Source organism: Roseateles sp. PN1 (assembly GCF_038419725.1).
Taxonomy (GTDB): domain Bacteria; phylum Pseudomonadota; class Gammaproteobacteria; order Burkholderiales; family Burkholderiaceae_C; genus Paucibacter_A.
This window is the reverse complement of sequence record NZ_JBCARA010000003.1, coordinates 51,123-71,721: the sequence shown is the minus strand read 5'-3', so window position 1 is coordinate 71,721 and position 20,599 is coordinate 51,123. Positions and strand designations below refer to the sequence as shown.

The following is a 20,599-nucleotide window of genomic DNA, read 5'->3' as shown; positions in this document are numbered from 1 at the left end:
GGACAACAGCCCACCGTGGAATCTTGTCGATCAGTGGGCAGCCCACTGGATGGTGCTGATATCGATGCCGTCCTTGTACATATCCCACAGGGGCGACAGTTCACGCAGCTTGGCCACACGATCCTTAAGCGTGGCAATGGCGTAATCGATTTCTTCTTCGGTGGTGAAGCGGCCAATCGTCATGCGCAGGCTGCTGTGCGCCAACTCATCGCTGCGACCCAGTGCGCGCAAGACATAGCTGGGCTCCAGGCTCGCCGAGGTGCAGGCCGAGCCGGAAGACACGGCCAATCCCTTCACGCCCATGATCAGCGACTCGCCTTCCACATAGTTGAAGGAGATATTCAGGTTGTGCGGCACGCGGCGCTCAAGGTCACCGTTGACGAAAACCTGCTCGATGTCTTGCAAGCCGCTCAGCAGGCGCTTGTGCAGGGCCAGGATACGGGCGTTGTCCACCGCCATATCTTCCTTGGCGATGCGGAAAGCCTCGCCCATGCCGACGATTTGGTGCGTGGCCAGGGTGCCCGAACGCATGCCGCGCTCATGGCCGCCACCGTGCATCTGCGCTTCCAGACGGATGCGCGGCTTGCGGCGCACGAACAGCGCGCCGATGCCTTTTGGGCCATAGGTCTTGTGCGAAGCCAGGCTCATCAAGTCGATGGGTAGCTGGGCCACATCGATCTCGATCTTGCCGGTGGCTTGGGCCGCATCGACGTGGAAGATGATGCCGCGCTCACGGCACAGATTGCCGATGCTCACCACGTCTTGAATGACGCCGATTTCGTTGTTAACGAAAAGCACCGAGACCAAGATGGTGTCTGGGCGGATCGCGGCCTTGAACTTCTCCAGATCCAGCAGACCGTTTTCTTCGACGTCGAGATAAGTCACCTCAAAGCCCTGGCGCTCCAGCTCACGGCAGGTGTCCAGCACCGCCTTGTGCTCGGTGCGCAAGGTGATGATGTGCTTGCCGCGGGTCTTGTAGAAATGCGCAGCACCCTTGATGGCGAGATTGATGGACTCGGTGGCGCCGGATGTCCAGACGATCTCACGCGGGTCAGCGCCGATCAGGGCAGCGACTTGCTCGCGTGACTTCTCAACAATCGCCTCGGCTTCCCAGCCCCAGGCATGGCTGCGCGACGCGGGGTTACCGAAATGCTCGCTCAACCAAGGCACCATGGCGCTCACAACGCGCGGGTCAACCGGCGTCGTTGCGCCGTAGTCCATATAGATGGGGAAATGCGGTGTCATCTTTTTATGCCAGAAAAGGGGGTCAGATTTTATTTGGTGAAAGCATTGCCCAAGGCGAAGACCGAATTCGGCGCCGTGATGCGGATGGGTTTGAGCACCGGCTGCGAGGAGATGGCGCGCTTGATCGACGCCTCCTCGATGGTCACGCCCTTGGCCAACTGGTCTTCAACCAGCTTGCGCAGGGACACAGAGTCGAGGTACTCAATCATTTTTGCGTTCAGGCTGGTCCAAAGCTCATGCGTGATGCACTTGCCTGTGTTCTCGCCCATGCAGTTCTCGTGGCCGCCACAGCCTGTGGCGTCCAGCGGCTCATCGACAGCGACGATGATGTCGGCCACCGTGATCTCGCTGGATTTGCGGCCCAGCGAATAACCGCCGCCCGGGCCACGCGTGCTTTCCACCAGTTCGTGACGACGCAGCTTGCCGAACAATTGCTCGAGGTAAGACAAAGAGATCTGCTGACGTTGACTGATGGCCGCCAGGGCAACCGGGCCGCCGTTTTCACGCAGGGCCAAATCAATCATCGCGGTGACGGCAAAACGACCTTTGGTGGTAAGGCGCATCGAACTCTCCTTCGCTCAACAAAACCCGGGCGCGAGGATTTAGGTACGGCGCGCCTTGGGAGTCACTCGCGGCACGATAGTCGCGCGTTAACCCTGGGTTATTTCCGACTATTTTACTCAATTACTGCTGCGCTTGCTGCCACCCCGATTCCACCGCACCGGAACTAGGGCTTTTCGCCCGCAGCGATGCACGCCCGTAAAACAGAGTTCTAGCTCAAGACACCCGGGGTCGTTCAGCTTTGAATATGGTCATGCACCACGGCGCCAAAGGCCTGCTCGCGCAGCTGCGCCAATTGGTCACGCACGCGCGCTGCCTTCTCAAATTCCAGATTGCGCGCATGTTCGAGCATCTGCTTTTCCAGCAAGGCCATGCGTTTGCTGAGGTCTTTCTCCGACATCTCCTCCACCGCCGCCACTTGCAGCAGCTTTTGGTCATCGCGCCCCGACTTCTCGGAGTAGACGCCGTCGATCATGTCCTTGATGCGCTTGACGATGGAGCGCGGCGTGATGCCATTGGCCTCATTGAAGGCCAGCTGTTTGGCGCGCCGACGTTCGGTCTCGCCCATGGCCTTGCGCATGGACTCGGTGATGCGGTCGGCATACAAAATCGCCTTGCCGCGCAGATTTCGGGCCGAGCGGCCGATGGTTTGGATCAGGCTGCGCTCGCTGCGCAAGAAGCCCTCCTTATCGGCGTCCAGAATCGCCACCAATGACACCTCCGGGATATCCAAGCCCTCGCGCAGCAAGTTGATGCCGACCAACACATCGAAGGCACCCAGGCGCAGGTCGCGCAAGATTTCCACCCGCTCAACCGTGTCCACGTCCGAGTGCAAATAGCGCACCTTGACGCCGTTGTCGCTGAGGTAGTCGGTGAGCTGCTCGGCCATGCGCTTGGTCAGCGTGGTGATCAGCACGCGCTCGTTGAGCTCGACGCGCTCGCGGATTTCTTGCAGCACATCGTCGACCTGATGGGTCGCGGGGCGCACTTCAACAATGGGGTCCACCAAGCCGGTGGGCCGCACCACCTGCTCTACCACCTGACCCGAGTTCTCTTGCTCGTAGGCTGCCGGCGTGGCCGTCACGAACACGGCCTGGCGCATCTTGCGCTCGAACTCAGCGAACTTGAGCGGCCGGTTATCCAGGGCCGAGGGCAGCCGGAAGCCGTATTCCACCAGCGTGGATTTGCGCGCCCGGTCGCCGTTGTACATGCCGCCGAATTGGCCGATGAGCACATGGCTTTCATCCAGGAACATTAGCGCATCGGCGGGCAAGTAGTCGATCAGCGTGGGCGGCGCTTCGCCCGGCTGGGCACCGCTGAGGTGACGGGTGTAGTTCTCAATGCCCTTGCAGTGGCCAACTTCTTGCAACATCTCAAGGTCAAAGCGGGTGCGCTGCTCAATGCGCTGGGCCTCCACCAGCTTGCCATCGCGCACAAACTCACCCAGCCGCGTGCGCAGTTCTTCCTTGATGCCATCCATCGCCGCCAGCACCCGCTCACGCGGGGTGACGTAATGGCTGCTGGGGTAGACGGTGAAGCGCGGGATCTTCTGGCGGATCTTGCCGGTCAGCGGGTCGAAGAGCTGCAGGCTCTCGACTTCGTCATCGAACAACTCGATGCGCAGCGCCAATTCCGAATGCTCGGCCGGGAAGACATCGATCGTGTCCCCGCGCACACGGAAGGCGCCGCGGCTGAACTCGACCTCGTTGCGGGTGTACTGCATGCGAATCAGCTGCGCGATCACATCGCGCTGGCCCATCTTGTCGCCATGGCGCAAGGTCATCACCATCTGGTGATAGTCAGCCGGATTGCCGATACCGTAGATGGCCGAGACGGAGGCCACGATCACCACATCGCGCCGTTCCATCAAACTCTTGGTGGCGGAGAGGCGCAGCTGCTCAATGTGCTCGTTGATGGCGCTATCTTTCTCAATGAAGAGATCGCGCTGCGGCACATAGGCCTCGGGCTGGTAGTAGTCGTAGTAGCTAACGAAATACTCCACCGCATTGTTCGGAAAGAAATCCCGGAACTCGCTGTAGAGCTGGGCCGCCAAAGTCTTGTTGGGCGCAAAGATGATGGCCGGGCGCCCCAGACGCGCGATCACATTGGCCATGGTGAAAGTCTTGCCCGAACCCGTCACGCCGAGCAGGGTTTGAAAACTCAGGCCGTCGTTGATGCCCTCGCACAGTTGCGCAATCGCCGTGGGTTGATCGCCGGCGGGCGGAAAAGGCTGAAAAAGCTGAAAGGGCGAACCCTCGAAGGACACAAATTCGCCCTTGGGACGTTCGGCCAATTCATTGGCTTCGTCCATGAGCTTGACGGATGAGGAATCTTGCATGCTGGGTCCCGGGAATCACGGCCAGTCCGGCAAGTGACCGGGCTGGCGTCGCCGCAGCCCGTAAAATCGTGGCGCTGCGCAACCCGACAGATTAGCGCAGACTGGCCCGGCCCGCTTGAGCGAGTCGTCCAGCCCCAAGATCTGCTACCCCTCCTTCCGTTCACGCCAACGTCCCGTCAGGAACTTCCATGTCTTTGTTTGCCGCCGTCGAAATGGCCCCCCGCGACCCCATCTTGGGTCTCAACGAGCAGTTCAATGCCGACACCAACCCCGCCAAGGTCAATCTGGGCGTGGGCGTGTATTTCGACGCCAATGGCAAGCTGCCCTTGCTGCGCTGCGTGGCCGAGGCGGAAGCCGCCATGCAAGCCGACCCCAAGGCCCGCGGCTACCTACCGATCGACGGCATCGCCGCCTACGACAAGGCCGTGCAAGGCCTGGTGTTTGGCGCCGACAGCGCCGTGGTGCAAGCCAAGCGCGTGGCCACCGTGCAAGCCATTGGCGGCACCGGCGGCCTGAAGATCGGCGCGGATTTCATCAAGCGCCTGAGCCCATCGGCCACCGTTTTGATCTCTGACCCAAGCTGGGAGAACCACCGCGCGCTGTTCACCAATGCCGGCTTCACCGTTGGCACCTACCCCTATTACGACGCCGACAAGCTGGGCATCAACTTCGATGCCATGCTGGCCGGCCTGAACGCCGCCGCTGCCGGCACCGTGGTCGTGCTGCACGCTTGCTGCCACAACCCGACCGGTTACGACCTCAGCCCCGCCCAGTGGGACCAAGTGGTCGCCACCGTCAAGGCGCGCGGCCTGGTGCCCTTCCTGGACATGGCCTACCAAGGCTTTGGTGAAGGCATTGCCGAAGACGGCGCGGTGATTCAGCAATTCCTGGCCGCTGGCCTGGACTTCTTCGTGTCCACCAGCTTCTCCAAGAGCTTCTCGCTCTACGGCGAGCGCGTTGGCGCGCTGAGCGTGGTTTGCGCCTCGGCCGAGGAATGCAGCCGCGTGCTGAGCCAGCTCAAGATCGTCATCCGCACCAACTACTCCAACCCACCAACCCATGGCGCTCAAGTGGTGGCCAATGTGCTGAGCAACCCCAGCCTGCGCGCACTGTGGGAAGAAGAGCTAGCCGGCATGCGCCTGCGCATCCGCGCCATGCGCACGGCCCTGGTGGCCGCCTTGCAAGCCGCTGGCGTGACCCAAGACCTGAGCTTTGTGACGCGCCAGAAAGGCATGTTCAGCTACTCCGGCCTGAACGCTGCGCAAATGCAGCGCTTGCGCGCCGAGTTCGGCATCTACGGCGTGGACTCGGGCCGCATCTGCGTGGCCGCCTTGAATGAGCAGAACCTGCCCGCCGTCGCTAAGGCCATGGCCGCGGTGATGCAAGGCTGATTGTCAAAGCAGCGCTCGCCAAACCCGCAAGTTTGGCGTAAGAAATCGGCAGATTTGATTCCGTTGCGGTTTTTGCGGAGTGACGGGATCAGATTTGCCGGTTAGCCTTAGGCTTACGTCAAGTGATCCGCCCTCCGCTTCAAGTCAAAGACAGGCGGTGTTTGGCCCATTGTCAAAATTGCTGCACTGCACAATTTCTGGCATGATGGCCCCACTTCCCCCATCCGAAAACGCGAGTCAATCCCATGCTGTATCAACTTTTTGAAACCCAGCGCGCCCTGATGAGCCCCTTCTCGGAGTTCGCCAGTGCTTCGGCCAAGCTCTACAGCCACCCACTGTCGCCCTTTGCGCATTCACCGATGTCGCAGCGCGTTTCGGCTGGTTTGGATTTGATGCACCGCCTGGCCAAGGACTATGAAAAGCCCGAATTCGGCATTCGCGGCGTTGAAGTGGACGGCGTTGAAGTGGCGGTGCAGGAGCTGATCCCCATCACGAAGCCTTTCTGCCGCCTGTTGCGCTTTAAGCGTTACACCGATGACCCGGCAGTGCTGCTGAAGATGAAGGACCAGCCCACCGTGTTGGTGGTTGCGCCCCTGTCCGGCCACCACAGCACCTTGCTGCGCGACACCGTGCGCCAATTGCTGAAGGACCACAAGGTCTTCATCACCGACTGGACCGATGCCCGCATGGTGCCGCTCGAAGTGGGCGCCTTCCATCTGGATGACTACATTAGCTATGTGCAGGACTTCATCCGCCACGTCGGCCCGGACTGCCATGTGATCTCCGTCTGCCAGCCCACCGTGCCGGTGCTGGCCGCCATCTCGCTAATGGCCTCCGCAGGCGAACAAACCCCGCGCAGCATGACCATGATGGGCGGCCCCATCGACGCCCGCAAGAGCCCGACCGCCGTCAACAACTTGGCAATGAACCGCAGCTACAGCTGGTTCGAAAACAACGTGATTTACCGTGTGCCGACGAACTTCCCGGCGGCTGGCCGTGCGGTCTACCCCGGCTTCTTGCAGCACACCGGTTTCGTGGCCATGAACCCGGACCGCCACCTGACCTCGCATTACGACTACTTCCTCGACCTGATGCGCGGCGACGATGACAGCGCCGACTCGCACCGCCAGTTCTACGACGAGTACAACGCCGTGCTGGACATGCCGGCCGAGTACTACCTCGACACCATCCGCGTCGTCTTCCAAGACTTCTCGCTGGTCAACGGCACCTGGGATGTGAACGGCCAGCGCGTGCGCCCGCAAGACATCACCGGCACCGCCTTGCTGACCATTGAAGGCGAACTGGACGACATCTCCGGCGCCGGCCAGACACGCGCCGCCCACGGCTTGTGCTCGGGCATCGCAGCGGAACATCAGTTCCACTACGACGCCATTGGTGCCGGCCACTACGGCATCTTTGCGGGCCGCCGCTGGCGCGACAATGTATACCCCGAAGTGAAGAGCTTCATCCTGAAATACGACCGGCCGGATGCACTGAGCCAGAGCAGCAGCTCCAGCACCCCCGCCCCCCGCAACAGCCGCAGCAAGAAGAGCGCTTGACCCCTCCCAGCTCCACCAGCCCCAGCCGTTCCGTCAAGCCAGAAGGCGCTACCCACAGCATCACCCTCACGCTGACGGAACGTATTGACGCGGCCCTGCCGCAGACCCAGTGCACCCGCTGCGGCTACCCCGACTGCCGCAGCTATGCCCAGGCCGTGGCCGCGGGCAGCGCCGAGATCAACCAATGCCCGCCGGGCGGCGCCGAAGGTGTGGCGCGCCTGGCCGCGCTGACCGGTCGCCCTACCCTGCCCCTCAACCCGGACTTTGGCAGCGAAGGCCCACGCCTGCTGGCCGTCATTGACGAGGCTTGGTGCATTGGCTGCACCTTGTGCATCAAGGCCTGCCCGGTGGACTGCATCGTCGGCGCGCCCAAGGCCATGCATCTGGTCGTCGATGCCCAGTGCACGGGCTGCGAGCTTTGCATTCCGGCATGCCCGGTGGACTGCATCAGCATGGTCAATGTCAGCGGCGAGCAAACCGCCTGGAACGCCTGGAGTGCGCCTCAGGCCGAGCAAGCACGGCAACGTCACGACTTTCACCTCAAGCGCATGGCCCGCGAGCCAGTTGAGAACAGCCTGCGCCTGCAAGCCAAGGCCGAGGCCAAGCTGGCCGATCTGGCCGCCGCCTCCAAACTCACCGCACCCAGCGATCTGGAGCGCAAGCGCGCCGTCATCGAAGCTGCATTGGCCCGGGCCAGGGCACTGCGCCAGGGCGGCTGACGGCAATTCAGCGCGGCAAGGCGGGCGCAATCAGGCTTGCGGCCAATCCTCGCTCATGCCCAGTTGCACGCCCAGGCTGGCCAGCAATTCGCCGGCCTCGCTGCTGAGCCAGAACTGGCGCTCGCGCATCCGCGCGGCGCGGATCGGGTCGGGCCGGGTTTGGGTGCCGCCAGCGCGTCCGGGGTGCGTCATCATCAAACCCCCATCAGGCAGTGAAGCCAGCCAGCCCGCCACCAACTCGGCGAAGCTGATCTTTTCGTCAAAGCCGTAAACGCCCGCGAAGTCGGCATTGCAGCGCAGCCCTGCCCGACGCGCCCCGCGCCGCAGCGCTGCGGCGCCCAGGCCGGCAATCACGGCGGCCTTAGTCCCGCGCCAAGTCTGGTTGCGGGTCGAGCGCAGAGCGCAAGCCTGGCCATAACGCGCCGTCAAGGCTGACAGCAGTTCCTCGCGAATCACCGGCAATTGGTGCACATGCTGGTGCCCGTCCACATAGCTCGGCGCCTGTTTCATCTGCGCCTCAAAGGCATCAAGTTGGCTGCCAATCCAACCCCGCACCGCCCCTCGCGGCAACTGGCGCAAATAGCTCAGTCGGATCCAATCCGACAAGCCACGACCCGGGGCATAGGGTGCAAACTCGTTCACATCGAGATGCAGGCCGTAGTCGGCGGCGCCTTGGCGCTCACGCAGCGCACCGGCCCAGGTCGGCCAGGCGGACGACAAGACCATGCAACTGGTGGCGCTCAGCCGGCCGGCGTCTATGCATTCCAAAATGCCTTGGCTGACGGCATCATCAAAGCCAAAGTCATCTGCGCAGATCTGGATTCGCTTGGCGCTCATCCTGCCGCCAGCTTGTTGCGAAAGGCCCAGAAACGGCTCAAGACCCAGGTCATCACGGCCACCGCCACCAAGACGATCAGCAGCGCCAGGCGGTACTCCAGGCCCATGCCCAGCAACACCGCGTAAAGCAGCTCATTGCAGACAAAACCCAGCACGGCCACCAGGGCAAAGCGCGGCAAGGCAGATTTCACCGTGGCCTGCTGCGCCGCAAAGCTGAGCCGGTGATGGCCCAGGAAGCTGACGCCAAACGCGATCAGGAAACCAGCCACATTGGCCGCCAGGGCCGGCACTTGCCATTGCGAGACCAGAAGCCAGACGACCGAGAAATGCACCGCCGCGGCGCTGGCCCCGACCAGGCCGAACCAGAGCAGTGAATTCACAACTCCTCCGGCCCGCTCAAGGGCGGCGTCAGCTCCTGCACCAGGTAGAGCGGGCGCTGTTTGACCTCGTCGAACACGCGGCCGAGGTATTCCGCAATGATGCCCAAGCAAATCAGCTGCACGCCGGCCAGAAAGGTGATCGACGCCGCCAATGTGGCAAAGCCCGAGACCGGATTGCCCAGAAACACCTTCTCCAGAATGATCCAGAAGGCAAAGAAGACCGAGAACACCGAAACCACCATGCCCAGCAGCGACACCATGCGCAGCGGCACTTTGCTGAAGGCAGTCAGGCCCACCACCGCCAGCGACAACAAGCGCATGAAGTTGAAGCTGGTCTCTCCATGCGCACGCGCATCCGGCACGAACTCAATCGCCTTGGACTTGAAGCCCACCCAGGCGAACAGGCCCTTCATATAGCGGGCCCGCTCGGGCAAGCTGCGCAAGGCCAGCACCACCCTGCGGTCCAGCAGGCGGAAGTCGCCGGCATCTGAGGGCAGCTCAAAACGCGAATCGCGCTGCATCAACCAGTAGAAGAATTTGGTGTAGCTGCGCCGCGCCACCGACTGCGACTCACGCCGGCCGGTCTGCACGCCGTAAACCACGTCGTAACCAGAGCGCCACAGCGGCAGCATGGCCAAGACGGTAGCAATCGGATGCTGACCGTCTGCATCCATGCTCAGCACCACATCACCTTCTGCCGCATCCAGGCCAGCCGACAGTGCGGCCTCCTTGCCGAAATTGCGCGACAGGCGCAGCAGCCGCACCGGTAAGCCTTGCTGTATCAAGCTGTGCACCACCAGCGCGGTGTCGTCCTTGCTGCCGTCATCCACCACCAACAATTCCAGCCGCCGCGCCTCACCAGCCAATTTGGACGTCAACTCAGGCAAAAACCAGGCCAGATTGGCGGCCTCGTTGAAGGCCGGCAAGACAACGGACAGCAGACCCGGCTGGGCGCGCTCCGGCGCCGCCACACCCTGTGACATGGCAAGTGAAGTGTTCAAGTTGGAGGTCGAAAGGTAGGTCTGTTGCATCAGCGTGTGGATCCTGCGACGCCGTCGTCGCGCAGCAAGCATTGTTCCTTGTTGCAGGCCAATGCTGCACTGGGGCGGGAAGATTTTTTCGGCACCTGCACGACGAGATAGGCCGCCGCGCCGGGCTGGCCAGGCATGCCTTCATAGAGCCGGCCGGCAGTATAGAAAAAGGCAGAGTACGGCGGTTTGGCCTGATAGGTCAGGCGGCAATCCTGGGCAGGGCAAGCCGCTTGGTAAGCCTGAATCAAGGGCAAATCCGAGTGTTGGCGACCCACTTCGGGCAACTTGATGAAGAAGGCCCAGGTGTAGACCAAGCCCAAAACCCCGGCCAAGCCCCAGGCCGGGGCGCGCGCCCACGACTTCGCCGGCAGAACCATCACGGCCAAAATGGCCAGGCCCGGCAAGGCCGTCATCGCATAAGTGAAGATCAGATTGCGTGCCATGCTGAACAAAAGCAGCGGCGCCAGGGCGATACACAAGGCATAGCAGGCCAGCTCCACGCCGCCCGAGCTACGCAACTGCGCCAACACCGCGCCCTTGCCTTGGCGCAAGCGCAGCAACGGCAGACGCGTCAACAGCAATAGCACGGCCGGCAATGCAGCCACTGCCGTGAAGGCCCAGATGATGCCCAGGGGCTGCGCGTGGGCGAAGCCGTAACGGTCACCCTTCCAGCCGGGCTGCAAGAAGCGCATCACATGCTCGCCGAGCACGAAATACTGCAAAAAGCCGGGCGTCTTGAGCTCCGCCACGATGTACCAGGGCAGCGAGAGCCCCAAGCAGATCAGCCACACCGAGGGCATGCGCAAGACCGTCCACACCAGCGCCCAATGGCCGCGCCAGCCCGCGTGCATCAAGATGGGCAGCAAGGCCAACACGGCAGCCGCCGGGCCCTTGGTCAGCAAGGCCAGCGCCATGCCAAATCCCAATATGCGGGCGGCCTGCAGCCGCGCCTGACCCTCACTTTGCAAGACCCGCCACCAAGCGGCCTGGACCAACATCACGCAGGCGCCCAAGGTCGCGTCCGTCATCACCGCGCCGGCGCTGATGAAAAACAAGGGGCTCAAGCTCAAAATTGCCAAACTAGCCCAAACCTGCACCCGGCTCAGACTAGCACTCAGCATCCACGCCAGTGCCGCCAGGCTCAGCACGCTCCAGCCCACGGCCGGCAGGCGCGCCGCCCATTCGCTGACGCCAAACACCTCAATCGACAAGGCCTGGCCCCAGGTGGACAGCGGCGGCTTGGCCCAGAACACCTCGCTGGGCGTGATGTGCGGGCTGATCCAGTCGCCCAGGCTGACCATCAGGCGGGCAATCTCCGCATAGCGCGCTTCGGTGTGATCGGTCAGCGGCATGGTGGCCAGGCTGAACAAGCGCAGCAGCAGCAACAGCCCCAACAAAATAATCCAGGGGCGTGCGGCGGAGCGTTTCTCGGAAGGCAGGTTCATGGGAGGCAAAAAATGCGGGCGGTGATGAGGCAACAAGACAACGGGCGCCATCATGCCTGAGCTTTGGCAGCGATGGGCAGTGGACAATGCCGCCCCATGAACAGCGCGCAAATCCAAACCTTCTTCCACACCCTGCGCGCCGCCAACCCGTCGCCGCAGACCGAGCTCGAATATGCCAGCGTGTTTGAGTTGCTCGCGGCGGTGCTGCTATCCGCCCAGGCCACCGATGTCGGGGTCAACAAGGCAACGCGGCGCTTGTTCCCGGTGGCCAACACGCCGCAGAAGATTGTCGACTTAGGCCTAGAGGCCTTGAGCGACTACATCCGCACCATCGGCCTCTACCGCAGCAAGGCCAAGCACCTGTTTGCCACCTGCCAAATTCTGCTGGAGCAGTATGGCGGCCAGGTGCCGCGCACCCGCGAAGCCCTGGAAAGCCTGCCGGGCGTGGGCCGCAAAACCGCCAATGTGGTGCTGAACGTCGCCTTCGGCGAGCCCACCATGGCCGTAGACACCCATTTATTCCGCGTCAGCAATCGCACCGGCCTGGCGCCCGGCAAGACGCCCTTGGCGGTGGAGCTTGGCCTGCTCAAGCGCATTCCGGCGGAATTCATGGTCGACGCCCATCATTGGCTGATCCTGCATGGGCGCTATGTCTGCAAGGCCAGGCAGCCTTTGTGCGCTGCCTGTGCTGTCGCTGCCCAGTGCGACCATGGCCGCCGCCTACAATCAACAATTGATTAGATAGCCACGGGAAGCCATGCCAAGCCTGACCGACCTGCTGGAACGCGTTGAGCGTTTGCTGCTGCGACACGATGAACTGAAACGCACCAATGCCTTGCTGCAAGAGCAAGTGCAGCAATTGAGCCAGGAGCGCGACAGCCTGCGCTCGCGCTTAAACGCGGCACGCGCCCGCATCGATGCGCTGCTTGAGCGCCTGCCCGTCGACAACGATTCCGGAAAGAACCCTGCACCATGAAGCAGATGGAAGTCACCATCATGGGACAAAGCTATTTGCTCGGCTGCCCCGAGGGCGGCGAGGCTGCGCTGGGACAAGCCGTTAGCCAGGTGGACAAAGAGATGTGCGCCATCCGCGACTCCGGCCGCGTCAAGGCGCGCGAGCGCATTGCCGTGCTGGCCGCATTGAACCTGGCTTACCAATTGGCCGAAGGCGGCAACACGGCGACCAAGCCCGTCAGCACGAACCCCATCGACAACAACTTGCCCGATCTGGCCGGCTTGATGCGTCGCCTGGATGAAGCCCTTGGGCATGACGGGCATTTGATCTGAGTGCAGCGGCCGCCTCACCGGCAGGCCTTAGAATCACTTCCGTCCACTGCGTTTGCGTGAGTCCTATATTTCCTTGAACCAATGCGCATTGCGCCCGGGCTTGGAACATATCCTCTGCAGGTGTGATCATCTCGCGTCAGATGAACCCGAAGCTTGGCTGACCTCGCCCACCTGAACCTCCGGTTCAGGAATGCGGCTCACGGCTCGCGGTGGACACCTATCTGAACTCTCAAAGCCCGGGCCTTGAACTACTGGTTGATGAAGTCCGAGCCCGCCGAGTGCTCGATTGACGATCTGGCACGAGCGCCGGCACAGACGCTGCCCTGGGTGGGCGTGCGCAACTACCAAGCCCGCAACTTCATGCGCGACGCTATGCGCGTCGGTAATGGCGTGCTGTTCTACCACTCGTCGTGCCCAAAGCCCGGCATAGCCGGCCTCGCGGAAGTGGCCTCCGCGGCCTATGTTGACGCCACGCAGTTCGAGCCCGACAGCCCCTACTTCGACCCCAAGTCCTCCCCTGACGCGCCGCGCTGGCTGCATGTGGATGTGCGTTATGTGCACAAGACCCAGTTACTGAGCCTAGCCGATTTGCGCGCCGAGCCACGCCTGCAAGGCCTGCGCATCCTGCAGCCGGGTAGTCGCCTGTCCATCACGCCAGTTGAGCCCCAAGACTGGGCCCTGCTGCAAACCCTGTTGAAAGACTGCCCCGCATGATCGATCCCCTGCTGCTGGTCGAGCTTTTGGCCCTGGGCCTGGTCGCGGGTTTTCTGGCCGGCTTGCTGGGCATAGGCGGCGGCATGCTGATGGTGCCCTGGCTGACTTGGATTTTGTCGCAGCGCGGCGTGGACGCCGGCATGGCTGTGAAGATGGCCATCGCCACCTCCATGGCCACCATCATGTTCACCTCGCTGTCGAGTGTGCGTGCGCACCACAAGCGCGGCGCCGTGCGCTGGGACTTGGTGCGCGGCCTGGCCCCCGGCATCTTGCTGGGCGGCTTGATCGGCGGGGCTGGCATTTTCGCGCTGCTCAAAGGCCGCTCGCTGGCCCTGGTATTTGCTGCCTTCGTTGGCTTTTCGGCCTTCCAGATGCTGCGCAACAAGAAGCCAAAGCCCAGTCGTGAGATGCCGGGCACCTTGGCTCAAATCGGCGTCGGCACCGGCATAGGCACTTTGTCTGGGCTGGTGGGTGCGGGCGGCGGCTTTGTATCGGTGCCCTTCATGACTTGGTGCAATGTCGCCATGCATCAAGCCGTTGCCACCAGCGCAGCCCTCGGTTTTCCGATCGCACTGGCCAATACGGTGGGCTATGTGGTGAGCGGCTGGCGCCTGCCAAGCGCCCTGCCCGGCGCCTTTGGCTACCTTTACCTGCCGGCCTTGCTGGTAATCGCCTCGGCCAGCGTCAGCATGGCGCCTCTGGGTGCACGCGCTGCCCACGCCATGAATGTGCAGCAACTCAAACGCGCTTTTGCCGGCCTGCTCATCCTGCTGGCGAGCTATATGCTTTACAAAGGCCTGCAGGCCTAAAAAGTGCTCAAGCCTCGAAGGAAATCGAGGCCAAGACCACTTGATTGCCGCCGCGCCGCTGCTGGGCCTCGGCCACGGCGGCCTCGCTGGCCGCCTGCAATTCGTCCTTCTTGGACGCGGTATGCGGGAAGCTGGACACCCCCATGGACAGCGACAAGCCCATATCGAGCCCGTTTGTCACGATGATCTGGGTGGCGCATTGGCGCCGCAGCTGCTCCATGCGCGCATGCGCAGTGGCCAAGCCCACGCCAGATAGCAAGACGGCAAAGTGCGTCTCACCGATGCGGCAAGCCGCGTCCATGGCACGGGTGTTGGCTCGCAGCATGCGACCCATGCCTTCGAGCAGGCGCTCATTGGCCTCAGCGCCGATTTGCTCCACATTGGCCGGCAAGGGATCCAGCGCAATGATGACCAGGGCGAACTCCCGGTGCTCGCGGGTGGATAAATCAATTTCACGCAGCAGCTGGTCATCAAACTGCGCGCGCAAATAGAGGCCCGACAAATCGTCGCGGCCACTGCCCTGCTGCAGCTCGCGCCGCACCTGTTCGAGACTTTTTTGCTGCTGCTCGATCTGCAGCAAAGCGCGCTGCAAATGGGACTCGCGGTGGCGCTCTTCGGTGCGCTCATGCCACACCGCCAACAAAAAGTCTTTGTTCAGAGCGATGCGCGTGACGGTGAACTCACGCCGGCGGCCACCCAGCTCCAGCCGGTGCTCGCTGACCACCACCGACTGCTGCGCCATCACCGCCTGTTCGACCCGGCGGATGCTGACCGCCTCTTCGGCGCGCATCAGCTCGCTGTCATTGCTGCCCACCAAGGTGGCCTGTGCAAACAGTTGCGCCAGGCCAGCACTTGCAAAAACATAACGCCCGGATACCAGTGACTTGACAGCCGCAAAGTTATTCAGGGGCTCGATCAAGCCAACCCAAGCGGCGGCGACGCCTTGAGCCAGCTCGGCATGCGCGCCAAGCCATTGCTGCAAGCTGCCCGGCGGGGGCGAAGTGTCATCGCGCGAAAGGGCTGAAATGTCCATGAATCCTCGAAAATTAGCCATGACAAACAAGTAGCCCTGCGGCAGCACTACACATCAGCAGCCATCGCAGATCACAACAGAGCGAATGTAGACGCGCTCTACTTGCCTGAGCAAGAGTCAGGGCGCTGTAGCGCACACTTTCCCCCTAGGTTGGCAGTGCGGTCGATGGTACCCACAACATGCGGCGTTAGCAGGCCGAAAAGCATAGCTTTTTGCGCGTTTGATTGGCTTGCCGCCACTCAATCAAGGGGTATTCGCGCATTCTTGGCCAAGGCCGGCCGGCACCAACTGCCGTTTTGCCTTTCGGCGGGACAATAGCGAGCCGCGCAACACGGGTTTGCGCGAACTGCCGGAAAAATTTTGAACATGCAATTTGACTTGATCGTGGTGGGTGCTGGCGCAGCTGGCTTGTTTTGCGCCGGCATGGCGGGGCAACGTGGCCAGCGCGTTTTGCTGATCGACCACGCCGAAAAGGTGGCCGAGAAGATCCGCATCTCCGGCGGCGGGCGCTGCAACTTCACCAACCGCGATGTCGCCCCAGCCAACTTTCTGTCCGACAACCCGAATTTCTGCCGCTCGGCTCTGGCTCGCTACAGCTCACAAGACTTCATCAGCCTGGTGCAAAAGTACGGCATCGCTTTTCACGAAAAGCACAAGGGCCAGCTCTTTTGCGACGACTCGGCCGAGCAAATCATCGCCATGCTGCTGCGCGAATGCGAGTTGGGCGGTGTGCAGCGCTGGCAGCCCTGCACCGTGGCCAGCGTCCAGCACAGTGCTGAGCGCGGCTTCGAACTGGAGACTTCGCGCGGCCCGGTGCAGGCACCGCGCCTGGTAGTTGCCACGGGCGGCCTGCCGGTGCCAAAGATCGGCGCCAGCGACTGGGGCATGCGCTTGGCGCAACGCTTCGGCCACAAGATTGTCGAGCCCCGCCCGGCCCTGGTGCCGCTGACTTTTGATGCCGAGGCCTGGGCGCCCTTCGCCAGCTTGTCGGGCTTGTCGCTGCCGGTCGCGGTCAGCACCGGCAAGGGCAAAACCCAGGGGCGTTTTCTAGAAGATTTGCTGTTCACTCACCGCGGTTTGAGCGGCCCGGCCATTTTGCAAATCTCCAGCTTCTGGCAAGAAGGCCAGGCCCTGCAGATTGATCTGGCGCCAGAAACGGATTTGGGCGAGCAGCTACAGGCTGCAAAAAGCGATTCCAAACGACAGCTCGGCAATGTGCTGGCCAGCCTGTTCCCGCAGCGCCTGGCGCAGGCCTGGCTGGAACGCTTAGGGCTGCAGAGCCAGCGACCCATGCCCGAATGCAAGGACAAAGACCTGCAAACCCTGGCCACCCAGCTGCAAGCCTGGCAGCTCACGCCCAATGGCAGCGAGGGCTGGCGCAAGGCCGAAGTGATGCGCGGCGGCGTCGACACCCGCGAGCTGAATTCGCAAAATATGGAGAGCAAACGGGTGCCTGGCCTTTACTTCATTGGCGAGGTCATGGATGTCACTGGCTGGCTGGGCGGCTATAACTTTCAATGGGCTTGGGCCAGTGCAGCAGCTTGTGCACGTTCCCTGGACTCAAATTTGTCAAATTGATAAATTTCAGGCTACAATCTTCGTCTTTGCTGGCAAACCATGCGCGTCGATTCGCCACTGATCCAATATAAAAACTGGTTTGGTGCTGAGGCGGATTTCCGGATAAGCCGTTTCAGACGCTTTTCAGAACGTAGTTCAATGTTCTAAAAAGTGACTGGCGAACACCGAGCGCTACTTGAAGGAATTACCTTTTCATGACCACTATTCGCGTCAAAGAGAACGAGCCATTTGATGTGGCCCTGCGCCGCTTCAAGCGCACTATCGAAAAACTGGGCTTGCTGACCGATCTGCGCGCCCGCGAGTTTTACGAGAAGCCCACGGCTGAGCGTAAGCGCAAGAAGGCTGCTGCCGTCAAGCGTCACTACAAGCGCGTGCGCAGCATGCAGCTGCCCAAGAAGCTGTACTGATCCCTTCGATACTCGCAAGTCGCCCCGGCGTCTTGCGAAGTTCAGAGATCTGCTAGAAAGAGCCCGCACAGGACGCTGTCGCGGGCTTTTTCTTTTACTACCCCACCATTTCCACGAATTACCTTCCCTCTCTGCCAAGGACTAGCCATGAGCTTGAAAGACCGCATCACCGACGACATGAAGAACGCCATGCGCGCCAAGGAAGCCGACAAGCTGACCACCATCCGTGGCCTGCTGGCAGCCGTGAAGCAAAAGGAAGTGGATGAGCGCGTGGTGGTGGACGATGTGGCTTTGATCGCCATCGTCGACAAGCTGGTCAAGCAGCGCAAAGACTCCATCACCCAATTCATCGCCGGCGGTCGCCAGGATCTGGCCGACAAGGAAGCCGCCGAGCTGAGCATCCTCGAAGCCTATCTGCCGCAGCGCATGTCGGCCGAAGAAATCACGGCTGCCGTGGGCGCCATCGTGAGCGAGCTGGGGGCCAAGGGCGCCGCCGATATGGGTCGCGTGATGGCCGCCGTCAAGGCGCAGTTGGCAGGCAAGGCCGATATGGGCCTGGTGTCGGGCGCCGTCAAGCAAGCTCTCAGCAACTGAGTTCTGCCTAAGCGAGGTCAGCATCATGAGCCTACCTATCCAAGCCCTGACGCCTGAGCTGTGCGTGGCCCCGCAATTGGCGCCGCAAGCGATGCAGGAAGCCGCAGACGCCGGCTTCAAGAGCGTGATCAACAACCGCCCCGATTTCGAAGGCGGCCCCGATCAGCCCACCAGCGCAGACATGGCCCAAGCCGCAGCAGCGGCTGGCTTGGTCTACCAGCATCTGCCCGTGCAGGGCGGCTACCAGTCGCCGGAAGAAATTGAAGCCTTCCGCGCGCTGCTGGACAGCCTGCCCAAGCCGATTCTGGCCTTCTGCCGCTCTGGTGCGCGCTCGTCGCGCCTGTTTGCCGCAGCTTCGGCACTCTGATTCCTCGGTAGTTTCCCTGGATCAGCGGCGTTTTGCCCGGCAAGGGCAACGTGCCTCGCTACAGTGACACATCGGGCGCTTTGCGCCCTTCACTTTTTGTTGGTTTGCGCCAAGCCGCCAGCAGAGGATGTGTCATGAATGCCCTTCTTGCCCTCGCCCGGGCGATCGATCGACTCAGCGCCCGCTTTGGCCGACTGGCCAGCTGGGCGGTGCTGCTGTCTTGCCTGATCAGCGCCGCCAATGCGCTGGTGCGCTATGGCTTTGACTACAGCGCCAACGCCTTCACCGAAATCCAGTGGTACCTCTTTGCCGCCTGCGTGATGCTGGGCGCGGCCGAGGTACTCAAGCTCAATGAGCATGTGCGGGTGGACCTGCTCTACAGCCGCCTCTCCGGGCGCGGCAAGGTCTGGCTGGATCTCCTGGGCCTTGTGTTCTTCCTGCTGCCCGTGATGGCCTATCTGGCCTGGCTGTCTGCCGATATGTTCTGGCTCAAGCTCAGCACCGGCATGCAGCCGGGCGATAGCGTAGCCAGCTTAGGACTTGGCCCCTATCTGTGGAAGCTACTCAGCAGCGGCGAAGTGTCAGCCAATGCCGGCGGACTGATCCGCTGGCCGGCCGCGCTGCTGCTGCCCCTGGGCTTTGGCCTCGTTTGCCTGCAAGGCCTGGCCGAGTTGATCAAGCGCGCGGCCTGGCTGAACCATCGCCTGGAGATGGACATTCACTACGAAAGGCCGCTGCAATGATGATGGCGATGGAGAGCTTCCCGCCGCTGATGTTTGCGGGCCTGATCGCCGTTCTGCTGATTGGCTTCCCAGTCGCCTTCTCGCTGGCGGCCCTGGGCCTGGCTTGTGGTTTTTTTGCGGTCTCGCAAGGCTGGTTCCCGGCCGAGTTCATGAGCAATCTGCCGCAGAACGTCTTTGGCATCTTGTCCAACGACTTGCTGCTGGCCATCCCCTTTTTCACCTTGATGGGCGCCCTGCTAGAGCGCTGCGGCCTCGCCGAGGACATGCTCGACTCCATGGGCCAGCTCTTCGGCCCGGTGCGCGGTGGCCTCGGCTATTCGGTCATCATCGTGGGCTTCATTCTCGGCGCCATCACCGGCACGGTGGCTGGCCAGGTGATTGCGATGGCGATGATTTCGCTGCCGGTGATGATGCGTTACGGCTACAACATGCGCTATGCCACCGGCGTGCTGGCGGCCTCGGGCACCATCACGCAGTTGGTGCCGCCCTCGCTGGTGCTGGTGGTACTGGCCGATCAGCTGGGCCGCTCGGTGGGCGATATGTACAAGGCCGCCTGGGGCCCCTCGATTCTGCAAGTGCTGATCTTTGCGATCTACACCTTTGCACTGAGCCGCATCAAACCGGACTATTTGCCGGGCGTGCCGAAGTCGGCCCGCACCCTGCAGGGCTGGGCGCTGTGGAAGAAATGCCTGCGCGGCATCATCCCCTCGGCCATCCTGATCTTCGCCGTGCTGGGCAGCATGGGCGGCTTGCCTGGCATCAACACCGCCATCTGCACTCCCACCGAGGCAGGCGCCATGGGCGCGGTCGGCGCCTTTATTCTGGCAGCCCTGCATGGCCGTCTGAATTGGCCCTTGGTGCAAGGAGCCATGGCGGGCACCATGCGCATCACCGCGATGGTGGTGTTCATCCTGATCGGCTCGCGCACGTTTTCGCTGGTGTTTCAGGGTGTCGAGGGCGGCATCTGGATCGAAGAATTGCTGAGCCAATTGCCGGGGGGGCAGATCGGCTTTTTGATCGCCGTAAACATCTTCATCTTCTTCCTGGCCTTCTTCCTCGACTTCTTCGAGATCGCCTTCATCATCCTGCCCCTGCTGGGGCCGGTGGCCGACAAGATGGGCATCGACCTGGTCTGGTTCGGCGTGATGCTGTGCGTGAATATGCAAACCAGCTTCATGCACCCGCCCTTTGGCTTTGCGCTGTTCTATCTGCGCGGCATTTCCGACACCTTGTTCAAAAGCGGCGCTATCCCGCGCAAGGTCGAATCGGCCGACATTTATATGGGTGCCATTCCTTGGGTGCTGATGCAACTGATCCTGGTGGCGGTGGTGATTTTTGTGCCGCAGTCGGTGACCTTCTTCCTGGACAAGGAAAAAGCCGTGGACATGAATCAGGCGACCGAGTTGCTGCAGAACATGGGCAAGGCCGCGCCAGCACTGGAGCCGGCTTCAGGCTCCAGCGCCCCGGCAGACGGGGCTGAAGAAGACCCCATGGCGGCCGTGCGTCGTGCCATGGAGCAGGATGCCGCCAAGAAGTAAGGCGGAGGAAACAACTCACCCAT

22 protein-coding genes and 1 other RNA gene are annotated in these 20,599 nt (G+C 62.1%); 15 read left to right on the top strand and 8 right to left on the bottom strand.

Going from position 1 to position 20,599, the window contains the following annotated elements; genetic code table 11:
- Positions 1-30: 30 nt before the first annotated feature.
- The 3 genes from AABB87_RS05405 to uvrB all read right to left on the bottom strand — a co-directional run bounded on the left by AABB87_RS05405 (position 31) and on the right by uvrB (position 4,117).
- Complete coding sequence (locus tag AABB87_RS05405) at positions 31-1,245, bottom strand: IscS subfamily cysteine desulfurase (protein WP_058719575.1); 1,215 nt, start codon at positions 1,243-1,245, stop codon at positions 31-33.
- Positions 1,246-1,274: 29 nt separating this feature from the next.
- Positions 1,275-1,808, bottom strand: a complete 534-nt coding sequence (locus tag AABB87_RS05400) for a Fe-S cluster assembly transcription factor (protein WP_058719574.1) — start codon at positions 1,806-1,808, stop codon at positions 1,275-1,277.
- Positions 1,809-2,041: 233 nt separating this feature from the next.
- Positions 2,042-4,117 (bottom strand): excinuclease ABC subunit UvrB, encoded by a 2,076-nt coding sequence (uvrB, locus tag AABB87_RS05395; protein ID WP_058719573.1) that lies wholly within the window; start codon positions 4,115-4,117, stop codon positions 2,042-2,044.
- A 215-nt stretch (positions 4,118-4,332) separates the two neighbouring features.
- Between uvrB and AABB87_RS05390 the strand changes: the two genes are divergently transcribed.
- The 3 genes from AABB87_RS05390 to rsxB all read left to right on the top strand — a co-directional run bounded on the left by AABB87_RS05390 (position 4,333) and on the right by rsxB (position 7,813).
- Positions 4,333-5,535 carry an amino acid aminotransferase gene (locus AABB87_RS05390; protein ID WP_341970328.1) on the top strand — a complete coding sequence of 401 codons (1,203 nt, stop codon included), beginning with the start codon at positions 4,333-4,335 and terminating at the stop codon, positions 5,533-5,535.
- 245 nt (positions 5,536-5,780) lie between these two features.
- Positions 5,781-7,094: a polyhydroxyalkanoate depolymerase gene (locus AABB87_RS05385; protein ID WP_341970327.1), complete on the top strand. Its 1,314-nt coding sequence runs from the start codon at positions 5,781-5,783 to the stop codon at positions 7,092-7,094.
- A gap of 59 nt (positions 7,095-7,153) precedes the next feature.
- On the top strand, positions 7,154-7,813 hold the full coding sequence (rsxB, locus tag AABB87_RS05380; protein WP_341970613.1) for an electron transport complex subunit RsxB: 660 nt from the start codon (positions 7,154-7,156) through the stop codon (positions 7,811-7,813).
- A gap of 30 nt (positions 7,814-7,843) precedes the next feature.
- Here the strand turns inward: rsxB and AABB87_RS05375 are convergent, their stop codons facing one another.
- From AABB87_RS05375 to AABB87_RS05360, 4 genes are read right to left on the bottom strand one after another with little or no spacing between them, the layout of a single operon-like run.
- Entirely contained in the window at positions 7,844-8,650 is an 807-nt protein-coding gene (locus AABB87_RS05375) for a ChbG/HpnK family deacetylase (RefSeq protein WP_341970326.1), read from the bottom strand.
- A complete protein-coding gene (locus tag AABB87_RS05370; RefSeq protein ID WP_341970325.1) occupies positions 8,647-9,030 on the bottom strand; it encodes a GtrA family protein in 384 nt (127 codons plus the stop codon). The genes AABB87_RS05375 and AABB87_RS05370 overlap by 4 nt, the downstream gene beginning before the upstream one ends.
- Positions 9,027-10,061, bottom strand: a complete 1,035-nt coding sequence (locus AABB87_RS05365) for a glycosyltransferase family 2 protein (RefSeq protein WP_341970324.1) — start codon at positions 10,059-10,061, stop codon at positions 9,027-9,029. The genes AABB87_RS05370 and AABB87_RS05365 overlap by 4 nt, the downstream gene beginning before the upstream one ends.
- Complete coding sequence (locus AABB87_RS05360; RefSeq protein WP_341970323.1) at positions 10,061-11,506, bottom strand: ArnT family glycosyltransferase; 1,446 nt, start codon at positions 11,504-11,506, stop codon at positions 10,061-10,063. Before AABB87_RS05360 ends, AABB87_RS05365 begins: the two co-directional genes overlap by 1 nt.
- Before the next feature lie 96 nt (positions 11,507-11,602).
- Between AABB87_RS05360 and nth the strand changes: the two genes are divergently transcribed.
- The 6 genes from nth to AABB87_RS05335 all read left to right on the top strand — a co-directional run bounded on the left by nth (position 11,603) and on the right by AABB87_RS05335 (position 14,316).
- Entirely contained in the window at positions 11,603-12,247 is a 645-nt protein-coding gene (gene nth / locus AABB87_RS05355; protein WP_341970322.1) for an endonuclease III, read from the top strand.
- 16 nt (positions 12,248-12,263) lie between these two features.
- The gene (zapB, locus tag AABB87_RS05350) at positions 12,264-12,482 is read left to right on the top strand and encodes a cell division protein ZapB (protein ID WP_058719566.1); all 219 of its coding nucleotides are present in this window, start codon (positions 12,264-12,266) and stop codon (positions 12,480-12,482) included.
- Positions 12,479-12,793 carry a cell division protein ZapA gene (locus tag AABB87_RS05345; protein WP_341970321.1) on the top strand — a complete coding sequence of 105 codons (315 nt, stop codon included), beginning with the start codon at positions 12,479-12,481 and terminating at the stop codon, positions 12,791-12,793. Before zapB ends, AABB87_RS05345 begins: the two co-directional genes overlap by 4 nt.
- Positions 12,794-12,833: 40 nt before the next feature.
- Positions 12,834-13,010: non-coding RNA, 6S RNA (ssrS, locus tag AABB87_RS23040), on the top strand.
- Positions 13,011-13,051: 41 nt separating this feature from the next.
- Positions 13,052-13,507, top strand: a complete 456-nt coding sequence (locus tag AABB87_RS05340; protein ID WP_341970612.1) for an EVE domain-containing protein — start codon at positions 13,052-13,054, stop codon at positions 13,505-13,507.
- Positions 13,504-14,316 (top strand): sulfite exporter TauE/SafE family protein, encoded by an 813-nt coding sequence (locus AABB87_RS05335; RefSeq protein ID WP_341970320.1) that lies wholly within the window; start codon positions 13,504-13,506, stop codon positions 14,314-14,316. The genes AABB87_RS05340 and AABB87_RS05335 overlap by 4 nt, the downstream gene beginning before the upstream one ends.
- Before the next feature lie 7 nt (positions 14,317-14,323).
- Here the strand turns inward: AABB87_RS05335 and AABB87_RS05330 are convergent, their stop codons facing one another.
- Positions 14,324-15,349, bottom strand: coding sequence for a GGDEF domain-containing protein (locus AABB87_RS05330; protein WP_341970319.1), 1,026 nt, complete (start codon positions 15,347-15,349; stop codon positions 14,324-14,326).
- A 366-nt stretch (positions 15,350-15,715) separates the two neighbouring features.
- On the opposite strand from AABB87_RS05330, the gene AABB87_RS05325 reads away from it, so the two are divergent.
- From AABB87_RS05325 to AABB87_RS05300, 6 genes are all read left to right on the top strand, one after another.
- A complete protein-coding gene (locus AABB87_RS05325) occupies positions 15,716-16,927 on the top strand; it encodes an NAD(P)/FAD-dependent oxidoreductase (protein WP_341970318.1) in 1,212 nt (403 codons plus the stop codon).
- 194 nt (positions 16,928-17,121) lie between these two features.
- Positions 17,122-17,334 carry a 30S ribosomal protein S21 gene (rpsU, locus tag AABB87_RS05320; RefSeq protein ID WP_007833691.1) on the top strand — a complete coding sequence of 71 codons (213 nt, stop codon included), beginning with the start codon at positions 17,122-17,124 and terminating at the stop codon, positions 17,332-17,334.
- Between the two features lie 147 nt (positions 17,335-17,481).
- Positions 17,482-17,928 carry a GatB/YqeY domain-containing protein gene (locus AABB87_RS05315; protein ID WP_058719562.1) on the top strand — a complete coding sequence of 149 codons (447 nt, stop codon included), beginning with the start codon at positions 17,482-17,484 and terminating at the stop codon, positions 17,926-17,928.
- A gap of 25 nt (positions 17,929-17,953) precedes the next feature.
- On the top strand, positions 17,954-18,295 hold the full coding sequence (locus AABB87_RS05310) for a TIGR01244 family sulfur transferase (protein ID WP_341970317.1): 342 nt from the start codon (positions 17,954-17,956) through the stop codon (positions 18,293-18,295).
- A gap of 134 nt (positions 18,296-18,429) precedes the next feature.
- Positions 18,430-19,038: a TRAP transporter small permease subunit gene (locus AABB87_RS05305; protein WP_341970316.1), complete on the top strand. Its 609-nt coding sequence runs from the start codon at positions 18,430-18,432 to the stop codon at positions 19,036-19,038.
- Between the two features lie 2 nt (positions 19,039-19,040).
- A complete protein-coding gene (locus tag AABB87_RS05300; RefSeq protein ID WP_341970611.1) occupies positions 19,041-20,576 on the top strand; it encodes a TRAP transporter large permease in 1,536 nt (511 codons plus the stop codon).
- The last annotated feature ends 23 nt before the right edge of the window (positions 20,577-20,599 follow it).